Origin of the sequence: Brevibacillus laterosporus LMG 15441, assembly GCF_000219535.2 — a bacterium.
Classification (GTDB): Bacteria; Bacillota; Bacilli; order Brevibacillales; family Brevibacillaceae; genus Brevibacillus_B; species Brevibacillus_B halotolerans.
The window spans coordinates 253,178-272,386 of record NZ_CP007806.1 but is presented as its reverse complement, the minus strand read 5'-3'; the positions used below and the strand labels follow the sequence as shown (position 1 = coordinate 272,386).

Sequence of the window (19,209 nt, the reverse complement as noted above, 5' to 3'; positions counted from 1 at the left end):
TAATTGATGAGGGGATGCTTCTTACATTTTGAATTCATGTGCACTACCTTCTACCATTACCAAGCGTATTTTTACCTTTCACATCAGGTTTTTCACATTACAGGAGGCTTTTTTCATGCTAATAATGAAACGCGATGGTCGTCAAGAAATCTTTCAGCCAGAAAAGATAATCACAACAATTACTCAGGCATGCTTGCCCACGTCAGGTACAGTAAACGTGGCCCTTAGTGAGGAGATTGCCCATTGTATTGAGGAACATCTTACACTGCAACCACGCATGCAACCGCTAACCGCAGAGCGGGAGCTTCCCTACATAAATCCAATATCTACACAGACGATACACGAGTTAATTATTGCACAGTTATGTGAAAAAGATCACAACGATGTTGCTGATTCCTTTTCTGCCTACCGTCAACAACGTGATCGCCTTCGTCTGAAGCAAAGCGAGTTATACAGCATTAGTGAGGCTGTCATCGGCCTACAGGATATGGACTTACTTCGAGAAAATGCAAATGTTAACGGAGAATCGTTCAGCGGGAAAATGAGTAAAATGGGCTCTGAATATGCGAAATGGCATGTGAAACAATATGTTTTACCAAGCAAGCTCCGTGAAGCAATCGATCATAATTATGTCTACGTACATGATTTGGATCAGTATGCAATCGGTACAACTAACTGCATTTTCATTCCTTTTGACCGCCTACTAGCTGAAGGCTTTAATACTGGAAACGGGTCAGTTCGCACCCCACAAAGCATTATGACGGCAATGGCTCTAGTCGCGATTATCTTTCAATCGCAGCAAAATAGCCAATTCGGCGGTGTTTCTGCTAACAAGATTGACTGGGATCTAGCCCCTTACGTCCGGAAATCCTTCGTCAAGCATCTGAAAAAAGGACTTCATTATTTTAACGAGGGTTCCGAGCTAGCTTTATCTGATGATCTACTTTATATGGATAATGAAAAACTAAAGCAGGATTTTCCCAAAAGCTTTACTTATGCCTTTGAAGAGACTGTCGCAGAGACCTATCAGGCCGCGGAATCTCTCATCCATAATCTAAATACGATGAGTAGCCGAGCTGGGGGACAAATTCCTTTTACCTCGCTTAATTATGGTATGTGTACTTCTACGGAAGGACGTCTGGTCTCACATGCACTATTACAGGCAACAAGTAATGGGTTAGGAAATGGAGAAACCCCTATTTTCCCGCAGCATATTTTTCAATGTAAAACAGGGATTAATCAATCTGAGGGCGATCCCAACTATGATTTATTCCAAGAAGCAATCGAATGCTCCAGTAAGCGCCTTTATCCGAATTTCGTCAATGTAGACGCTACGTTTAATCTCATCTACTACCGTGAAGATGATCCGAACACCATCATCGCTACAATGGGCTGCCGGACAAGATCCATATCAGATCGTTTTGGACGGAATTATAGTAGCGGTAAGGGAAATCTCTCGTTTAATACGATCAATCTTGTAAAATTGGGAATTGAATATGGGATTTGTCAAAACCAACGCGATCAGGCAGACATCACCGGCTTCTATAACGCCCTACAAAGCTATATGGATGTAGCTATCAGCGGTTTGATTCATCGTTTTGGCATCCAAGCTAAACAGCCGGCCAAAGCTTCGGATTTCATGATGCGCGAGGGTGTCTGGGAGGGCGGTAAAGAATTGCGTCCCGATGATGAGGTAGCTGATTTAATTAAGCATGGCAGTCTGGCTGTCGGCTTTATCGGACTAGCGGAATGCATGTATGCTCTTTATGGCAAGCACCACGGAGAAGATACAGAGGTATACCAGCGTGCGCTCTCTGTTATTTCCTTCATGCGCCAATACTGCGATGACATGAGCGAAACATATAATCTCAACATTACCTTATTTGCTACTCCTGCTGAAGGTTTATCGGGCAAATTTACAAAAGCTGATCAAAAAACCTATGGAAAGCTTGCGGGAATTACTGACCGTGAATATTATACGAATTCCTTTCACATTCCTGTTTACTATTCGCTATCCGCTTCCCAAAAAATTAAGCTTGAAGCACCTTTTCACGAGCTATGCAACGCCGGGGCGATTACTTATATTGAGCTAGATGGAAATGCTCGACAAAACACAGTAGCTTTCCAACAGATTGTTCAGTACGCATTAAGAAGCAACGTAGGTTATTTCTCTATTAATCATCCATTGGATCGTTGCCCAAGCTGCGGCTATGAAGGGATTATCGGCACGCAATGCCCAAACTGTGGAAGTACGGAAGACTCCGTTCATTTCCAACGTTTACGCCGTGTAACAGGTTATATTACAGGCGATTATACACAACGTTTTAATTCTGCAAAACAAGCGGAGGTTCTGGATCGGGTGAAGCACCAGTGAGTCAATCCATGCATATCTGCGAATATCGAAGGGAAAGTATTAACGAAGGCATTGGGTTACGTGCGGTCGTGTTTATAAGCGGCTGCCGTCACGCATGCCAGGGTTGTTTTAATCCAGAATCGTGGGATTTCAGCTATGGACAACCTTTTACACGAGCGTACCAGCAAGAGGTGATTCAGGAAATTTCCGATAATCCATTATTACATGGTCTGACCTTATGTGGAGGAGACCCATTTTTCTCCGCTACTGCCTGCGCCGCCTTTATCACTAGCTTTCGCCAAGCTTGTCTGGATAAAACAGTCTGGGCATATACTGGATTTACTTTTGAAGCATTACTCCTGCTAGATGAACAACGGCAGTTATTGGAGCTATGTGATGTCATTATTGACGGTAAATTTAAAGCGGAACAAAAAGACACCTCCCTGCGGTTTCGCGGAAGTCGTAATCAGCGCATCATTGATGTGAGGAAAAGTCTTGCAATAGGCACCGTTATCGAATGGACGGAATAGCAATATTTAAATCTGTACCTTTTACCTCCTCAGTATTATTCTGATAGAAAGCTATTGTAATAATCTACCAAGGAGGTAACTGTGTATGGCTATATATACCATCCAGCCTAAGCGCTCGACTCTGCATGGCTCCTTTAGCAGAGAGGCTTCCCCTATCCTGACAATACAATCTGGTGACACTGTTCGTTTTGAGACGCTTGATGCGGATTGGAATGCAGGACCGGAACAAGCAAACGGCAGAAGAGTAGAATTTTGTACGCGAAAGCACCCTCAGGATAGCGGACATGCCCTGATTGGTCCCTTGTACATTGCCGATGCCAAGGTTGGACAAAGCTTAGCAATACATATTAATGAATTACGTGTAGGCACATGGGGCTGGAGTCAGGGTGGCGGATTTGCCAGCGCCGTAAATAACCGTCTGGGAATGCAGGAAAAGGAAGGATATCATTTAATCTGGGAGTTAGATGCGACGAACATGATCGGAACCAGCGATAAAGGGCATAAAATTCGCCTTCATCCATTTATGGGAGTAATGGGCATGCCGCCAGACGAACCAGATATTCATTCTACTATTCCTCCTCGCTACTGTGGCGGTAACATAGATTGTAAAGAGCTAATCCCCGGGAGTACGCTCTATTTACCTATCCCTGTAGATGGCGGGCTCTTTTCCGTAGGAGATGGACACGCCGTCCAAGGCGACGGGGAAGTATCTGGACTTGCCGTAGAATGTCCAATGGAGTTGGTTGACCTCACTTTTACAGTAGAAGATCGAGCGCTGTCCTTCCCACGAGCACAAACACCAACTAGTAAAATCACATTTGGAGTCCATAAGGATTTGCACGAAGCCTCTATGATCGCATTAGAGGGCATGATTGATTGGATGCAGGAGCTGTATGGCTATGAACGAAAAGAAGCCTTAAATCTAGCCAGCCTGCTTGTTGATTTACGCATAACCCAGTTGGTTAACGATGTTGTGGGTGTTCATGCAGTGCTAGACGAGGATAAGCTTATCATATAAATAAAGAATCGAAGGGTGCATGAACGAAATCATCTCTTCTGCTCTCGTTAAATAAAGGGTGCCGACTGGAATAGTTAGCACCCTTTTCCCTTTTTATACGATGAACAAAAATCTTCTCCAGCTATCAAGAAAGCTTCCTATCCTCTCTACTATAGCTAATAAGAAACCCCGCTCTGTCCACACAACAACAATCTTTTACCTGCTACTTACGCATTTTGTTTGCTCCCACTAGAATTACTCAAAAACGCCTTCATCATCATAGGTGTCACAATTGTCGTAATCAATACTACAACTACAATAACCGCAAACATATCGCTGCTTAGCATTTGAGATTCAAGCCCCATTGCTGCGATGATAAGTGCTACTTCACCACGTGATACCATAGCTGCACCAACACCAAGGGAGCTTCTCCACTTAAAGCCTGCTAATCTGGCTCCGATCGCAGAGCCGATGAGCTTTGTTAGGATCGCTACCACACTCAAACCTAGGATTAGCCAGATGTTCTGTGTGATTCCTATAAATTGAGCCGTTACCCCAATCGAGGTAAAAAATACAGGAACGAAAATCGAGTAACTGATCGTTTCTACCTTTTCGAACACTTCATGCTTATGTTTCGTTAAACTAATAGCAACACCTGCAATATAAGCACCGATAATACCAGCAACACCTGCATACTCAGCTACGTAAGCATACACGAAACAAATGATGAGACCTGCTGAAATCACGGCTTCTGATACACGAAGCGGAGCAAATTTGTTTAACACCCATGGAACCACTTTCCATGCGAAAAGGATAGCTATGGCAAAGAATGCTATCTTTTTCAAGACTACTTCTCCCAAATTGATGTCTCCACCAGCAAAGCTTATAACAAAAGCCAGAGCAATAATAACAAGTACGTCATCAATGACAGCAGCTCCTAGAATCGTTGTTCCTTCTCGTGATTTTAATTTCCCCATTTCTTTCAATGTCTGAACGGAAATACTCACGCTTGTTGCAGAAAGTAACAGACCGAGGAAAATAGATTCAATTGTAGATAGCTGTAAGTAAATACCCACTAGATAACCACATGCGAAAGGAAAAATAATTCCGGCAACACCTACAAATGCTGATGCCTTACCAGTACGTTTGAATTCCTCTGTATCGGTTTCAAGTCCGGCAATAAACATCAATAAGATAACACCTATTTGACTCAATTCCTGAAGAATGTCTGTATTCGTCACTACCCCAAGTACAGTCGGCCCTAATACGATACCAATAAGGAGCTTTCCTAATACAGAGGGCTGACCTAATTTAGCACTGATATCTCCAGCGATTTTTGAAGCTAGCAAGATGATTGCTAATTGAAAAACAAGCATAGTTCTCCACCTCTTTTATGTTTATATCTTGAGCACACGAAGGGAAAAAAATACAAAAGGAGCCCATCGACCGTAGCTAAAAAAAGACATAGCAAAGCTGCGGTGGCAGGCTCCTCCAAAAAACAGATATGCTGTTTTATGTAACACATTTTTGTTTCCCGATTGAGGTATACGGATTATCTCAAAAAAGGTTTCAAAATTAACTGCATTCCCAAAAAGTAAAATATGTTTTATTTTAGCTATCAATCTTCAAATCAGAGCACGTCATTACACTTTACAAAAAGAAAAAACCTGACAACATACAGGAGCTTCAGCCTGAGTTCTGCCCGGTTCTTGGTTCGATTTTTATTCTATTCATGAATGGAGACTGACGTCCTCTGTTCTTTTAAGCGGGTTCCCCCAACATAAAAGATAATGCTAATAAGAGATAAAAGTGCTAAAAATAGGAACATCGTCAATCCATTAAAATGTGACAGAATCATACCTGACACTCCCGGTCCGATAAAGGAGCCTAGTGTGGTAGAGCTAACTGCTCCAAAATAAGTTCCGCGAATATGATCAGGTGTAATCTCATCAATGATCGCATATTCAGCAGGTATCAAGAATATTTCACCTATAGTAAAAATGATCATTGAAATTAAAAATGATGGAAGGCTTAGCGAGAAAGCAAAACCAATGATTCCCGCACAAAATAGGGAAGTTCCAATCACAATCGATTGCAAGGAGGTTCTTTTTTCCATAAGACGCAAAATAGGGACACTCAACATAATGATAACAATCGCATGGGCAGACCATAAGACTCCTAAGAATGTAATGGCACTCTTTAGATCCGCGTAAAAATATTGAGAAAGAGTCACGGAAAATTGTCCATGAACGGTGGTCGCTAACAATCCTCCCAGAAGGAATAACAACAAAATTTTATCTCTACCCAATGCTTTCATCGATGCTCGAAAGGTCACCTTCTCTTGCTGTGCTGAAATAGAAGTAACCTTATATTTTGCAAACCATAGATGCAATAGCAAACCATAGAATAGAAAAACAGCACAAGAAACATAGAAGGGAAGCGTGCTAGTTGCTTGTAAGCCGAGGAATGTACCTACTATGGGCCCAATAGCTAATCCCAGATTCCCACAAAAGTATTTCATTGAAAAGGCGCGAAGCCTTTTCCCACTCTCGGTAAGGTCAGCTATTAATGCCTTCGAACAAGGCTCAAAAAATGACAGTGTAAAACCTCTACCTATTGTCACTAGCATCAGTATGGCAGGAAATTCATGGAGTGTTAATCCAATTAACATGATCGCTGAGAGAATAAGGGATGCCATCATGACCTTTTTCCTTCCAATTAAATCTGACAAACTTCCTCCTAAAAATCCACCAAACATCGCTGCCAATGAACTAGAACCGATCAAAAAACCGATCTGAGTAATAGAAAGATTAGTATGTTCGCCTAAGTAAATGGCAAAATAGGGAATAATCATCCCGTTTCCAACGTTCATTAATACGGAGCCAATTAAAATGAGCTTTACAACAGGATGGAACTCCTTCCATGCTTGCAGCATTACTCATTCTCCTTTATATAGGAAAGCAATCTATCCTGCATAGTCGTAATCTGCTGGATACGAAGACTATAGTTAATGACTCTCTCACTTGAATGGTGGGCACGAATCAGACCGGCGCACCGAAGCAAGCTTAGATGATAATGAAGATTACTTTTTGCTAATTGCGTTATTTCAGTTAGCTCCTTAAATGTTCGAGGCTTCGCATACAGACTTTTTAAAATAAGAATCCGGTTCTCATCAGACAAGCTATTAAACATTGTAATTGTTCTTCTGGAGATATAGGGCGCGTTCCCTTGCAGCTCTATTGGATAGAGGCAGGTTACAAATCCTTTATAATAATCGACCACACTCAAAGGTGCGTAATGATATTGAGGAACCAGCAATAGCTTTTGAATCTGTTCCGATTCTATTCGTATGCCATTCGTGCTGTATTCCACAATATCAACAGGGCCCATCTTCTGTATGAGTTCCCTTTTTTCATTTGCATCATTTTCAAGCGCTTCTAATATAGAAGGGTCAATATGCTTGAAATATTGCTCATTCCATTCAGTAAAGAGATACACAAAATGCTGATGTAAATCAATCATATCCATAGGAATGACATCTACCCACGGTCGCATACAATCATACATTTCAACTGTAGATAGCTGTTCAAACCACTTAATAAAATTCTCTGGCGTCCGTTCCCCCGGACATTTATGTATCAGCAGGCTAAACCGATGAAGAATCTCCATTCGCTTATCTTTTAAAGCTTCCTTAAAGGCAGACTGTAGCTTTTGGTCTACCTCCTTCTTCCAATCAGAACCTAAGTCATATATCTTTAACCGATCCTTATTTACGTAATAATACAGACTTGTAACAAACTCATATACAGGTGAATAGTCCACTTCCAATTTGTACATGCTGTCCTCATCCTTTTTAGTTCTAATTTTTTAGAACAAATTTAGTTATAATTTTATAGAACATATTGCAAGTTGTCAATATTTTAAAAAATGATGTATTTGTGTAGAGCTTCTATACCAGACAAAGGAGACACAATTGCTTCGTTCCCATGAAAAATATAAAGCAACCCTCTACTAGATAGAGATAATCTAATAGAGGGCTGTTATATGAGTCATATTTACTGTTTTTCATGACCATGGAGATTACGCAGTAACCGACAAGCTCCAGAATTGGCCTTTCATATTGATTTTACCTGTCACTGTTGGAGCGCCCTTCTTGTGAAAGATGACCGTATCCCGATCACGTTTCATGGAGTATCCTTGTATATTAATTCCGAATACCTGCTTTACTTCTACACTGGCATTCATACTTATTTGCTTATTTGATATTTTTTTACACTTCTTCTCGGTTTCCGGCGTAATCGTAGGCATTAGATCCAGGGAGGAAACATGAACTACTTTACCTGTGTTGGTATCTATCTCTATCATAGAAGTCGTTCTCTGAAAGGACAGGGTATCATTTTTACCATTTATACTCCGATATACACGAATCCACTGCTGGGACATAGCATTCCTTGTACCTGAATAATTTTTCATTGCCTGTTGGGCAGCCTTCACCATTTTAGGGTTCACCTGTTTCAAGTCATATTGGATCGTAATGCTTGCCAATGTGTCATTTTCATAAGTAACGTTGATATCATTTCCCTCGATCGACGTCATTACTCCATTAGAAGGCAGATTGCCCATGACTCGGCTAACCTTATGAAACGCAATCGCGCGTTTGGGCTCCGCTTTTTTCAATTCAGCAAGAGCCTTATTCTTATAGGAAGGGCTCATTGCATCTAGTTCTTTAACAGTTAGATAGAGGATGGCACTATAGATTTTGCCTGTTTTTTGATTAAAAACAACCTGACCTTTTGCTTTGCCAGACTTGGGATAGATAAAGATCAGTCCGTCAACTCCATCCTCTACACCGTATAATTCAACATCTTTTCCAGCTAGTTTTTTCATTGCATTCTTAGCCAATCCAACTGTCTTCGCATCCAAATTAGCGATCGTCTTCTTGTATCTTTGCTCTTGTGCCATCACCGATAATCCTGCTTCAACAGTCCAAGCAGGCATTGATGTCACTAGCATCCCAGAGATAGTCAAAGCAGTGACGATTGTTTTATAGGATTTCATTTTTGTCTTCCCCCAAGTTGATGTTCCTTCGTATGAGATGTTATTTGTAGCATAAATTGTTTTTGGAATTTCTGGCTATTGTAAGGTTAGTTCCTTTTTCCATTCAAGCTGATTTCCCTTTTCATTCTTAAAGTAGAAAGCGACCTCTCCTTTTTCCCCCTTCATTTTGGGATTATAAAAGAATCCATGACAAATTCCCGCATGAGAGGCTCGTCTTCTACTAATAAATACTGCGTTTCATTTTGTAAAACACCTCAGTTGCCTTTGAATTACTATCATTCTAGTATAGCCCGAAGGAGAAGGGTAATGCTTACCGATTAATCGCATATATTCCAAGCTTGTCATTGATTTTACTGATCCAGGCTTCCCCATCACCGATCATAATGCCCTGATCATTGATAAACAGGTCCTTTTCCTTTTGCCCACGTATTGACTTGGTTACTGGCAGTGTCATAATTTTATCCTAATGCTTACCCTTTACAGCTAGTATAGTCTTTTCATGTGTACATCCTGTGTACATCAAATGAAAGTGACGATTATGTAGGAAGACAAATTCATATCTGATTGTGATACCATTTGCATATAAAATCAGCCGAGGACTGCCCCGTTTCTTACTAAAAATACAATTGGTTCATAAAGGAGCAATTATCATGAACAAAATCGACACCTATACAACAATTGTTGAAACTGCCTATAGGCTTTTTGCCGAAAATGGGTTTGAAAAAACCAGCTTAGCTATGATTGCAAAAGAAGTCGGAATTTCTAAACCTGCCATCTATTACTACTTTGAATCCAAAGAAGCCCTCATCGACTTTCTCTTTGAAGAAATTTGTAAAGCGATTGATTTTAAAAAATCCGTTTCAATTGAGGCATACACAAAAGAAAATTTCCAAGCTCAATTATTATCCGATGGCTACCAGATGATAGAGGCTCAAAAAGAAGATAAATATATATCGCTAATTTTCAATGAATTTCTTTTACTCTCCACTCGAAACGAGAAATATCAGCAAAGATTACATCATGTCTTAGAGGGATTTCTTGCTGGATTCTTAGATTTATTAACGAAAGGCGCAGAACTTGGGATTCTATCAAATAAAAACCTGACCACAAAAGCCCATATTCTTACTATGGTGTTTGATAATATCGGGAATTACATGCTTATGGGCTTTGATTTAGATTACGCAGACATTTGGAGACAAGCTGTGTTACGTGTTTTGGAAATGAAGGACTGATTGGGTACTCGTCTTGAAAGCTAGAACCGCCTGAAGGATCAGGCATTTGCGACTCACCTATTTTATATCGTTGGCTTTACAGCAAATAATGGGATGGGGGCTTGTTAAAGGGAGGCTTTTTCCTATACGCGGGTGATCACCAGAGCCACTTCACCAGCCCCATCTGAAAAGATTTGATCCACCCATTTACAAAAATGTATTTGGCTCTCGGATAAAAAAATCTTGAAAGTATTTCTACTTGTAGTATATTGTTTACTTAACGGTAAGTAAATAAATAATATTCTTACTTTTTAATGCTTTCTACACTGATAGATGCTCAGGATTTCCACGTTCATCAGTAAAAATGAGATGAGAAAAGAGGAGTAAGTAATGACTTTACCATCTACAAGAATATTAGGCTTTGATTTTGCAAGAGCTTGGGCCATTCTAGGTATGATCATTGTGAACTATTCTACCGTATTGAATGCGGGAACAAATGGCCCCGATTGGTTAGTAGCGTTAGCCAGCCTTCTTCAAGGAAGGGCATCCACTATCTTTGTGATTGTAGCGGGTATCGGTATTTCGCTCATGACAAAGAAAGCGAGAAACTCCAACAACCCCGCTTTCATTAGGCAGAACCGAAGTATCATTTGGAAACGCGCTCTGTTTTTGTTTCTTTCAGGAATCCTTTTATACCTCTGTAGCTGGACAGGTGATATTTTGCATTATTATGGTGTCTACATGTTTGTTGGTTCTTTTCTTATTGCCGCTTCCAGCAGAACCCTACTTCTATCTGTAGTAGGTGTTCTCGTTACCTCCCAGCTTCTCCAGCTCGTTTTTCATTATGGAATAGGCTGGGACCCATTGCAGCCGATCATCCATTATGTGGACTTCTGGACACTGGAAGGTTTTTTTAGAAACCTGCTGTTTAATGGTTATCATCCCGTCTTTCCCTGGATAGGCTTCTTCCTATTAGGAATGTGGCTAGGAAGGCAAGATTTAGCCAATAAAGTCTGTCGCAGAAAACTCCTCATCTGCTCAGCCATAGTTGCTATAGCAGTGGAGACACTCTCGTCAATACTCATTCAGCACATCGGTCATGTGATCGGAACAGATACGGCTGAATACTTCTTTTCGACTACTGCATTTCCTCCAACTATTTTTTATTTTGTATCCGGTTCAAGTACATCTATTCTTGTCATCCTACTAAGTGTGTATTTCACTGAACGATGTTCCACCAACTGGTTTACTCAAACCATGGTTAGCACCGGACAACTAGCGTTAACTCATTATGTGGGTCATGTATTTATTGGCTTTAGCATTCTGCAATATATCGGTAGGATAGAAAATCAAACGCTTGCATTTGCCGTCTCCTACTCCCTAGCTTTCTTCGTCATAGCGGCTGTACTCTCAGCCTTTTGGAGAAATAAATATAGTCGAGGTCCTTTGGAGAGTCTAATGAGAAAATGTAGCGGGTAGCCCTCCTTATATTTGATTGCCATTTATGCAACATTCAATAGCGATTTCACTTTGCAGCCAGCCTTGTAGGTTTTCCAGCTCAAATAACTGCTCAATATGATAAACGCCTGACGGGAACGATGAGCAATAGACCGCATCAGCTACAAATACAGCAACTCTCGCGGTCAGGTTAGATTGATGTTTGCCATGTAGCAAGCAACCAAGGCTCGCGTTCCTGTTTTCCTTTACATTCGCTTCATATTTCCGCCTATACGGTGCAGGATCACCTTAAATCTATCTTCGTGAAAACAGGGGTAACCAGCAGGAGACAGCTTATTTGGCACTTATTCTCCCGTTTCAGTGTTCATACCTAACAATAGTTGATGGTATAATTATCCAAAAGGAAAGCGAGCATCATTTCTCCTTTCATGAAAAACGTCATGTCAAACTGTCTGTTTTGTATAGACACTTTGACAAGTTCTCTCCTGCCTTACCCTTTCAGGAAGCGTATCTCTTGGTTGGTGCAATTTTTGCATGATGAACCTTTATATCATCCAAAGGAGGTACGCTTTATGGAGAATACATTCACTTCTATCTCAAAAAGAAATTTTGTTGCCATTGTAGAAGTAAATAACCCACCAGCTAATGCATTATCCTCTGCATCTATTGCAGAACTGCGCTCCGTTTTCCATAAGGTTATCAGGAGGATGTACAACACGGGCTAAAAAGAGAACGCAATCGCTTTGCCGAATTATTTAAAACGAACGATGCTAGGGAAGGCATTCATGCTTTTGTCGAGAAGCGCAAGCCTATTTTTACCCAATCATAAGGAGGATGTGCATGACTGAGGATGTTCTATTTACTGCGCAGAATGGAATAGGCACCATTTTATTAAACCGGCCAAAGGCTCTTAACTCCCTCTCTTTGGAGATGCTGTTACCCATGTTAGCAAAGCTAAAGGAATGGGAGACCGATCAGACAATTAGCCTGATTATTCTAAAGGGAGCTGGGTCAAAGGGATTTTGTGCAGGGGGAGATATTAAGGCACTGTATGAAGCAAAAAACGACGTTCTGTCCTTGCAAAAAGCACAGCGTTTTTTTGAAGTAGAGTATCAGCTCGACCAATATATGTACCGTTATTCCAAGCCCATTCTTGCTTGCCTGGATGGTATCGTGATGGGGGGCGGTGTAGGTCTTACCTATGGTTGCAGCCACAGAATTGTGACTAATCAGACAAGATGGGCGATGCCTGAAATGAATATCGGTTTTTTCCCTGATGTGGGGGCAGCTTATTTTTTAAATCGGGCCCCGGGAAAAATAGGGCGTTATTTGGCCTTGACCGCAACGGTTATTCGCCCTGAAGATGTGCTTTATATAAATGGTGCTGATGCCTGCATTCCAAGCGAAATCTTCCATGACTTTTTACATCAGGTAGAAGAAACAAATTGGCAGCAGCAGGACGTAGCTCGGACTTTAGAAAAACAGATTCAAGCCTATTCACAGCCCTCCGTCTTAAAGAGTGAGCTTGCCTTATGGCAGGAAGAAATCGACCGTCACTTTGCATTTTCTACGGTCGAGGAAATCATCAGCTCTCTTGAACAGACTCCCAATCCATTCACAATCAAAACACGGGAAACTCTGTTGTCGAAATCTCCTCTTTCCCTAAAAGTAACCTTGCAGCAACAGATCAGAGGAGAGCGCGCAACGCTGGAGGAATGCTTTACAAACGATCTTATTCTTGCCAAAAACTTTATGAAACACAACGATTTTTATGAAGGGGTTCGTTCTGTTGTAATCGATAAGGACAATAGACCGAACTATCAATATAGACAATTATCTGATGTTCATGAAGAGATGGTGCAGAAGTTTTTTCATGAATAAGCTAAAAAAAGCCGATCGCAAAGGAATCGGCTTTTTTGGTGATTAAAACCAGCGCTGCGTTACTACTTTTTTGCGCGTGAAAAATTGAACACCATCCTTGCCATTCGTCCCTAAATCTCCATAGAAGGAAGCTTTGTTGCCTGCAAAGGAGAAGAAAGCCATAGGAGCTGGAACGTTTACATTTACACCAATCATCCCCGCATCAATTTGATCTCGGAACATTTGAACATGCTTTCCACTTGATGTATAAATGACTGCTCCATTAGCAAACTTTGATTGATTCGTCAGCTTTATACCTTCTTCAAGATTTTTTACTCGGACAATACTTAAAACGGGGGCAAAAATTTCATCCTGCCAAATTTTCATATCTGGCTGTACCTGATCAAATATAGTAGCCCCTACGTAATATCCTCCCTCTTCCTCCACATTCCGGCCATCAACTAATAGAGTAGCTCCCTCCTTTATCCCAGACTCGATATATCCCAATACACGCTCCTTATGAGCTTCACGAATTAAGGGGCCCACAAAATTCTGCTCATAACGCCCGTCACCCGTTTTTAATGTACGTGTTTCCTCAACCAATGCCTCAATGAACTGATCCGCAATTTCATCTACCACAGCAACTACTGAGCATGCCATACAACGCTCTCCACTACTTCCAAAGGCCGCTCCCACTACCCCTGCAACCGTCTTTTCCAGATTGCAATCCGGCATAACAATAGCATGATTTTTTGCACCAGCTAAAGCCTGAACTCGCTTTCCATTAGCAGTACCCACCTGATATACATATTTGGCAACAGGCTCCGAGCCTACGAAGGAGATTGCTTTAATGTCAGAATGCTCTACTATGCCATTTACTACCTCCTTACCGCCATGCACCAAGTTCAAGACTCCCTTTGGAAACCCGGCCTCATAAAACAGTTCAACTAATCTTCCTGCTAAAATAGGAGTGCGCTCAGAGACTTTTAACACAAAGGTATTACCGCATGCGATCGCAAGTGGAAACATCCAAAGCGGGACCATCATTGGAAAGTTAAAAGGCGTAATACCTGCCACTACCCCAAGCGGATAACGCCAAATAGACCCATCAATTCCTTCAGCAATAGTAGGCAGGGTCTCACCCATCAGTAAGCTTGGGGCTGATGTAGCAAGCTCCACTACTTCAATTCCGCGCTGTACTTCTCCGCTGGCATCCTTCAATGTTTTTCCATTCTCTAATGTGATAATTTCAGCAAGCTCCTGCTTATGCTGTTGCAATAATTGGAGAAATGTATACAGGAATCTTGCCCGATTGGGAACCGGCACCTCCGCCCATCTCGTGTAAGCCTGAGCTGCTGCTTGTACGGCGCGATCTACATCCAGTCTCGTGGATAAGGGAACGATCGCGATTGTTTTTCCTGTGGCTGGATTAGGGACTTTTTCATATTCTGAGCCTGTGGAATCCACCCATTCTCCATTAATATGATTCTGAATGGTTTTTACCTGTAGCGTTACCATATCATTCACTCCTTTTTAGAGAATGCTTTTGGCTTGTTCATTCATTTTTTTATAAAGAACAGACATATCCTGTTCTCCCCATCCCTCTTTTTCAGCTTCTTCATAAAGCTTGAACAAGGCCTTACTAATAGGCAAATCTAATTCGCTATTTTCGGCTAAATCGAGGGCTAAGCCTAAATCCTTTAGGAGTAGCTTCAATGCAAAGCCAGGGTTATAGTCATCAGGGGCGATAAAGCTTCTGTAATTTCTTTCGTAGATTCTGCTTTGTCCATAACTGACATTTACTATCTGAAATAGAGTGTCTAGATTCATCTTGTTCTTTTGAGCTAAGGTAAGAGCCTCACTGACTCCTGCTGTATAAAAACCAATCAGTAGATTATTAATGATCTTCGTATTGGTTCCGCTATCTATCTGGTCGCTTACATGAAAAATATTGGTTCCTAGCACTTTCATAATGGGCAGAACTCGTTCATAGATTTCCTTTGACCCGCCCACCATAAAAGTAAGCGTCCGATTAATCGCGCCAATGACCCCTCCGCTGACAGGAGCAGCCAGAAAATGCACTCCTTTGGCGTTGGCCGCTTGCAATATCCTCACATTTACATCAGGTGAAACCGTACTTGTGTCAATGAAAACAAGGCGAGAATGGCTATGCTCGATAAGCCCCTCTTTTCCTAAATATAGATCCTCTACTACTTGAGGGGAAGGAAGGCTGGTGAAAATAACCTCGCACATGGCCGTCATGCTTGGAAGATCAACATCAACGAACCCGCCTGCTCGTTTAAAGGAAGCTTCTGCCTCTTTATTTAAGTCGATCCCATATACCGAGAAATTGGATTCCACTAGGTTCGTAGCCATCGGAAGCCCCATATTCCCCAGTCCGATAAACCCTATCTGCTTCATTGCCTTCAGCCCCCTTCAACTACGTATTTACCTGAAATTATCATTTTGTTCGCAATTTTCCGCTTCGCAAGCACAAGATTTGAGTACATGGAGAGTGTTTTGGATCGAATACTGTCCACGAGCGCCCTCCTGCTTGTTTCCTTAGACTCTAGGCTTGAAATAATGGAGATCGTAGCCGCTTCTACTTGGCGATAGCCTTCCTCACAAAGCACATCCGTCATCAATTGTTTTACTTCCTCTTTATCTGCTCCATGCTTTGCCCGCGCCTTCTGATTCCGAATAAGTACGGACTCCATCATATAGATATCCCGGATACTATCAGCCAGTAACCGCAGGTATTCTTGTTCCTGCTCCACTTGCTGATTGATCCGCTTTGCAAGCATTTCTAACGCGTCATAAAGCAACTGCTTGGCGTAGTAGAGAAACTGCTGATTTCTACTAAGCTCGTCATGCATTCTGATCTCTTCTTTTGCAATAGTCCTTTTTAACAGCGCTCTTGCAATCGTTAGACGATTGATTTCATTTGTCCCCTCAAAAATGCGACTAATCCTAGCGTCACGATATAGTCGTTCCACTTCATAATCCTGCATATAGCCGTATCCACCATGAATTTGAACCGCTTCATCCACAATCCAGGCTAACGCTTCGGAGCTTGCAACTTTATTAATGGCACACTCCATTGCATATTTAGATAGTTCGTTACTCGCCTCTTCCTTGCTGTGTAAAAAATCATCGATTACGCCTGCTGTTCGATAAGCAGCGCTCTCCGAAGCGTAAATAGCCACTGCCATATTTGCTATCTTTTCTTGGATCATCGGGAACTCGACCAATTTCTTTCCAAATTGCTGGCGTGTGGTGCCATACGCAATGGATAACTGAAGAGCCTGCTTTGCTGTGCCAATATTACCAAACGCCAGCTTAAGCCGAGCTAAGTTGAGAATATTTAGTGCAACACGATGCCCTTTGCCCACCTCCCCTAGAACATTGGTAACAGGAATAGAAACCTCTTCTAGTAATAACGTGGCTGTAGAAGAGCCCTTGATGCCCATTTTCTTCTCTTCAGGCCCTAAGGAAACCCCACTTGCGCTTTTTTCAACAATAAATGCTGTCATCCCCAGCTGTGTTTTTGCAAATACCACAAAAACATCTGCAATCCTTGCATTGGTAATCCACTGCTTTTCACCATTTAAAATCCAAGCTGTACCAGCATCGTTTAGATATGCAGATGTTCTTGCTTGAAGAGCATCAGAACCAGCGTTTGGTTCCGTTAAGGCATAGCCAGCAATCCATTCCCCTGACACTAGCTTGGGTAATATACGTTGTTTTTGTTCTTCGGTCCCATAATATACATATGGGAGTGTGCCAACACCTGCATGAATATTAAAGGATATGCTAAAGGAACCAGCATAACCCATCTTTTCTGCAACCAAGCCCGACACTTTTTTCCCCAAGGAAACTCCTCCGTATGCCTCTGGAACATCCACTCCCAACAGGCCAAGCTCCCCTGCTTGTGTAAACAGCTTCCTCGTCACACTGTAGTCATGTTGTTCTATTCTCTCTAATTTGGGAATAATGGCACTCTGAACAAACTGCTCTGTTGTTTTCGCAATCAGCTCTTCCTCAGCTTCAAAATCCTCGGGTGAAAAGAAAGATTGATTATCAAACAAGCATGATCCTACGACCAAACATTTGTTGTCTTCTCTTATCCCCATCCCTATCCTCCTCTTCGGCATTCTTACATCTCACCTATATTGCAAGGGCTGTGCCAATGAATAGCCTCCGTAATATAAGGGGGAAACACGGAAGAGTTTGTATATTTTGTTTGAACAAATGGACAGAGTAAACACTTTCCTATTAGACATGAAACCTAGCTAGTTTATTGTATAGGGTAGCTCGTGAGATACCCAAACGCTCGGCCGCTTTTGATTTGTTCCCTTTGACCTCCTTTAGGACATTTTCAATTCGTTTTTTTTCTTCCTCTTCTTGATGCGGCATAGCTCTCTTGTGTCGATTTTGGAAGGAAACAAGCGTCGAGTTCAATTCCGTTTGAGCGTGATAATGGTATATAAATTCCTCTGGCAAGTCTTTTGTGCCTATATGAGAGTGATCGATCAATACATACATTCTTTCCATAACATTGATTAGTTCACGGACATTTCCTGGCCAATCGTATTTAAAAAAGAGTTGTAACGCTTCTTCATCCATTGTTTTTTTGGTGGTTCCGTACGTGGTACAAAGTCTGCTGGAGTATTCCTCCATAATACGCGGGATATCAGCTTTTCTTTGTCTAAGAGGGGGGATATGAATAGGAATAACGTGAAGCCGATGATAGAGGTCCTCTCTAAATTCACCCCTTTTCACCAGTTCCCCTAAATTTTTATTCGTCGCTGTGATCAATCGAAAATCTACAAATACGGAAGATACACTGCCAATGCGTTCAATCTCTTTTTCCTGTAAAACCCTTAAAATCTTCACTTGAGTAGATAGCGGTAAATCACCAATTTCATCTAAAAATAAGGTACCCCTATGGGCAAGCTCAAATTTTCCAGGCTTTCCGTCCTTGTTTGCCCCTGTGAACGCTCCACCAATATAGCCAAATAGTTCTGATTCTAATAGATTATCTGGAATAGCTGCACAATTTACAGGGATAAAGGAACCTTCTCTGGTCATTCCCAGATCGTGAATGGCACGCGCAAACTGTTCCTTTCCAACCCCACTCTCTCCCGTCAGCAAAACAGGAGCTCTCGACATTGCAGCCTTCCTAGCCATTTGTTTTGCCTTCATAATAGCCGGACTTTCCCCAAGTATCTCCTCCATGACAGCCGATGCAAAGGGCTTATCCGGCCCATTAGCTGGCTTGGTTCTCATCAACATGGCATGCAAAGACTTCTGGTACATCAGCAGTTCTTTGTTACGAATTGCCCCTTCGTATTTCTGATTCTTTGCATTTGTGATGTATAAAGGAAGCCTTTCGATATCCCGCATGGAAAAACTAGACGTTTCCGTATAAGAATGCTTGGATAGCAAAGGGGCTATGATACCATCTAAGCCGATTCCTTCCTCCAATCCCTGAACACAATCCTGCAATTTGATAACCCCAAGTAAACTCCCCTTTTCAATAACGGGAAGCTCCGTACTCTCTAATTGGACCATTCCTCGCATAACTTCTCTAATAGAGCTGTCTTTACGTACCATCCACTTATCTTTTTTCATCCAATTCAGGACGGAATAGCGGTCCACATTATTCATAGCTACCTTACTCCTTCCCCCTAATTTCATCCTGCCCAATTCAAAGGAACAGGGGTATTTCGTTCCTTATTC

General features: G+C 41.8%; 17 protein-coding genes and 2 pseudogenes. 9 read left to right on the top strand and 10 right to left on the bottom strand.

Going from position 1 to position 19,209, the window contains the following annotated elements; genetic code table 11:
* Positions 1-115: 115 nt before the first annotated feature.
* The 3 genes from BRLA_RS01445 (at position 116) to BRLA_RS01435 (ending at position 3,901) form a co-directional block, all read left to right on the top strand.
* Entirely contained in the window at positions 116-2,374 is a 2,259-nt protein-coding gene (locus BRLA_RS01445) for an anaerobic ribonucleoside triphosphate reductase (protein ID WP_003333682.1), read from the top strand.
* Between the two features lie 8 nt (positions 2,375-2,382).
* Positions 2,383-2,883: an anaerobic ribonucleoside-triphosphate reductase activating protein gene (nrdG, locus tag BRLA_RS01440; RefSeq protein ID WP_041752453.1), complete on the top strand. Its 501-nt coding sequence runs from the start codon at positions 2,383-2,385 to the stop codon at positions 2,881-2,883.
* Between the two features lie 85 nt (positions 2,884-2,968).
* The gene (locus tag BRLA_RS01435; protein ID WP_003333684.1) at positions 2,969-3,901 is read left to right on the top strand and encodes an acetamidase/formamidase family protein; all 933 of its coding nucleotides are present in this window, start codon (positions 2,969-2,971) and stop codon (positions 3,899-3,901) included.
* Between the two features lie 206 nt (positions 3,902-4,107).
* Here BRLA_RS01435 and BRLA_RS01430 read toward each other — a convergent pair whose 3' ends face one another.
* The 5 genes from BRLA_RS01430 to BRLA_RS24125 all read right to left on the bottom strand — a co-directional run bounded on the left by BRLA_RS01430 (position 4,108) and on the right by BRLA_RS24125 (position 9,392).
* Positions 4,108-5,256, bottom strand: a complete 1,149-nt coding sequence (locus BRLA_RS01430; protein WP_003333685.1) for a cation:proton antiporter — start codon at positions 5,254-5,256, stop codon at positions 4,108-4,110.
* A gap of 350 nt (positions 5,257-5,606) precedes the next feature.
* Entirely contained in the window at positions 5,607-6,815 is a 1,209-nt protein-coding gene (locus BRLA_RS01425; RefSeq protein ID WP_003333686.1) for an MDR family MFS transporter, read from the bottom strand.
* Positions 6,815-7,717 carry an ArsR/SmtB family transcription factor gene (locus BRLA_RS01420; RefSeq protein WP_003333687.1) on the bottom strand — a complete coding sequence of 301 codons (903 nt, stop codon included), beginning with the start codon at positions 7,715-7,717 and terminating at the stop codon, positions 6,815-6,817. The genes BRLA_RS01425 and BRLA_RS01420 overlap by 1 nt, the downstream gene beginning before the upstream one ends.
* A 243-nt stretch (positions 7,718-7,960) precedes the next feature.
* Positions 7,961-8,938 carry a hypothetical protein gene (locus BRLA_RS01415; protein WP_003333688.1) on the bottom strand — a complete coding sequence of 326 codons (978 nt, stop codon included), beginning with the start codon at positions 8,936-8,938 and terminating at the stop codon, positions 7,961-7,963.
* Between the two features lie 310 nt (positions 8,939-9,248).
* The gene (locus BRLA_RS24125) at positions 9,249-9,392 is read right to left on the bottom strand and encodes a hypothetical protein (RefSeq protein ID WP_003333689.1); all 144 of its coding nucleotides are present in this window, start codon (positions 9,390-9,392) and stop codon (positions 9,249-9,251) included.
* A 196-nt stretch (positions 9,393-9,588) separates the two neighbouring features.
* Here BRLA_RS24125 and BRLA_RS01410 point away from each other — a divergent pair, with 196 nt between their 5' ends.
* Entirely contained in the window at positions 9,589-10,170 is a 582-nt protein-coding gene (locus BRLA_RS01410) for a TetR/AcrR family transcriptional regulator (protein WP_003333690.1), read from the top strand.
* 369 nt (positions 10,171-10,539) lie between these two features.
* Positions 10,540-11,628, top strand: a complete 1,089-nt coding sequence (locus tag BRLA_RS01405) for a DUF418 domain-containing protein (RefSeq protein WP_003333692.1) — start codon at positions 10,540-10,542, stop codon at positions 11,626-11,628.
* Positions 11,629-11,634: 6 nt separating this feature from the next.
* Here BRLA_RS01405 and BRLA_RS22935 read toward each other — a convergent pair whose 3' ends face one another.
* Positions 11,635-11,823, bottom strand: coding sequence for a hypothetical protein (locus tag BRLA_RS22935; protein ID WP_003333693.1), 189 nt, complete (start codon positions 11,821-11,823; stop codon positions 11,635-11,637).
* A gap of 35 nt (positions 11,824-11,858) precedes the next feature.
* Between BRLA_RS22935 and BRLA_RS24465 the strand changes: the two are divergent.
* The 4 genes and pseudogenes from BRLA_RS24465 to BRLA_RS01390 form a co-directional block, all read left to right on the top strand.
* Positions 11,859-11,981 (top strand): annotated as a pseudogene (locus BRLA_RS24465) (LuxR C-terminal-related transcriptional regulator); the annotation flags it as partial.
* 198 nt (positions 11,982-12,179) lie between these two features.
* Positions 12,180-12,332 carry a hypothetical protein gene (locus tag BRLA_RS24120; protein WP_164496770.1) on the top strand — a complete coding sequence of 51 codons (153 nt, stop codon included), beginning with the start codon at positions 12,180-12,182 and terminating at the stop codon, positions 12,330-12,332.
* Positions 12,329-12,436: pseudogene (locus BRLA_RS25180) on the top strand (enoyl-CoA hydratase-related protein); the annotation flags it as partial. The gene BRLA_RS24120 and the pseudogene BRLA_RS25180, both read left to right, overlap by 4 nt.
* A gap of 11 nt (positions 12,437-12,447) precedes the next feature.
* Positions 12,448-13,488: an enoyl-CoA hydratase/isomerase family protein gene (locus BRLA_RS01390; protein WP_003333695.1), complete on the top strand. Its 1,041-nt coding sequence runs from the start codon at positions 12,448-12,450 to the stop codon at positions 13,486-13,488.
* A 42-nt stretch (positions 13,489-13,530) separates the two neighbouring features.
* Here the strand turns inward: BRLA_RS01390 and BRLA_RS01385 are convergent, their stop codons facing one another.
* The 4 genes from BRLA_RS01385 to BRLA_RS01370 form a co-directional block, all read right to left on the bottom strand.
* Positions 13,531-14,985, bottom strand: coding sequence for a CoA-acylating methylmalonate-semialdehyde dehydrogenase (locus BRLA_RS01385; protein WP_003333696.1), 1,455 nt, complete (start codon positions 14,983-14,985; stop codon positions 13,531-13,533).
* 15 nt (positions 14,986-15,000) lie between these two features.
* Entirely contained in the window at positions 15,001-15,888 is an 888-nt protein-coding gene (locus BRLA_RS01380) for an NAD(P)-dependent oxidoreductase (protein WP_003333697.1), read from the bottom strand.
* Positions 15,889-15,893: 5 nt separating this feature from the next.
* Entirely contained in the window at positions 15,894-17,600 is a 1,707-nt protein-coding gene (locus tag BRLA_RS01375) for an acyl-CoA dehydrogenase family protein (RefSeq protein ID WP_003333698.1), read from the bottom strand.
* Positions 17,601-17,742: 142 nt separating this feature from the next.
* Entirely contained in the window at positions 17,743-19,137 is a 1,395-nt protein-coding gene (locus BRLA_RS01370) for a sigma-54-dependent Fis family transcriptional regulator (RefSeq protein ID WP_003333699.1), read from the bottom strand.
* Positions 19,138-19,209 lie beyond the last annotated feature (72 nt).

Excerpts from the sequence above, each read along its gene's own strand:
- BRLA_RS01445 (WP_003333682.1), top strand. The coding sequence starts at position 116 with ATGCTAATAATGAAACGCGATGGTCGTCAAGAAATCTTTCAGCCAGAA.
- nrdG (WP_041752453.1), top strand. The coding sequence starts at position 2,383 with ATGCATATCTGCGAATATCGAAGGGAAAGTATTAACGAAGGCATTGGG.
- BRLA_RS01435 (WP_003333684.1), top strand. The coding sequence starts at position 2,969 with ATGGCTATATATACCATCCAGCCTAAGCGCTCGACTCTGCATGGCTCC.
- BRLA_RS01430 (WP_003333685.1), bottom strand. The coding sequence starts at position 5,256 with ATGCTTGTTTTTCAATTAGCAATCATCTTGCTAGCTTCAAAAATCGCT.
- BRLA_RS01425 (WP_003333686.1), bottom strand. The coding sequence starts at position 6,815 with ATGCTGCAAGCATGGAAGGAGTTCCATCCTGTTGTAAAGCTCATTTTA.
- BRLA_RS01420 (WP_003333687.1), bottom strand. The coding sequence starts at position 7,717 with ATGTACAAATTGGAAGTGGACTATTCACCTGTATATGAGTTTGTTACA.
- BRLA_RS01415 (WP_003333688.1), bottom strand. The coding sequence starts at position 8,938 with ATGAAATCCTATAAAACAATCGTCACTGCTTTGACTATCTCTGGGATG.
- BRLA_RS24125 (WP_003333689.1), bottom strand. The coding sequence starts at position 9,392 with ATGACACTGCCAGTAACCAAGTCAATACGTGGGCAAAAGGAAAAGGAC.
- BRLA_RS01410 (WP_003333690.1), top strand. The coding sequence starts at position 9,589 with ATGAACAAAATCGACACCTATACAACAATTGTTGAAACTGCCTATAGG.
- BRLA_RS01405 (WP_003333692.1), top strand. The coding sequence starts at position 10,540 with ATGACTTTACCATCTACAAGAATATTAGGCTTTGATTTTGCAAGAGCT.
- BRLA_RS24120 (WP_164496770.1), top strand. The coding sequence starts at position 12,180 with ATGGAGAATACATTCACTTCTATCTCAAAAAGAAATTTTGTTGCCATT.
- BRLA_RS01390 (WP_003333695.1), top strand. The coding sequence starts at position 12,448 with ATGACTGAGGATGTTCTATTTACTGCGCAGAATGGAATAGGCACCATT.
- BRLA_RS01385 (WP_003333696.1), bottom strand. The coding sequence starts at position 14,985 with ATGGTAACGCTACAGGTAAAAACCATTCAGAATCATATTAATGGAGAA.
- BRLA_RS01380 (WP_003333697.1), bottom strand. The coding sequence starts at position 15,888 with ATGAAGCAGATAGGGTTTATCGGACTGGGGAATATGGGGCTTCCGATG.
- BRLA_RS01375 (WP_003333698.1), bottom strand. The coding sequence starts at position 17,600 with ATGGGGATAAGAGAAGACAACAAATGTTTGGTCGTAGGATCATGCTTG.
- BRLA_RS01370 (WP_003333699.1), bottom strand. The coding sequence starts at position 19,137 with ATGAATAATGTGGACCGCTATTCCGTCCTGAATTGGATGAAAAAAGAT.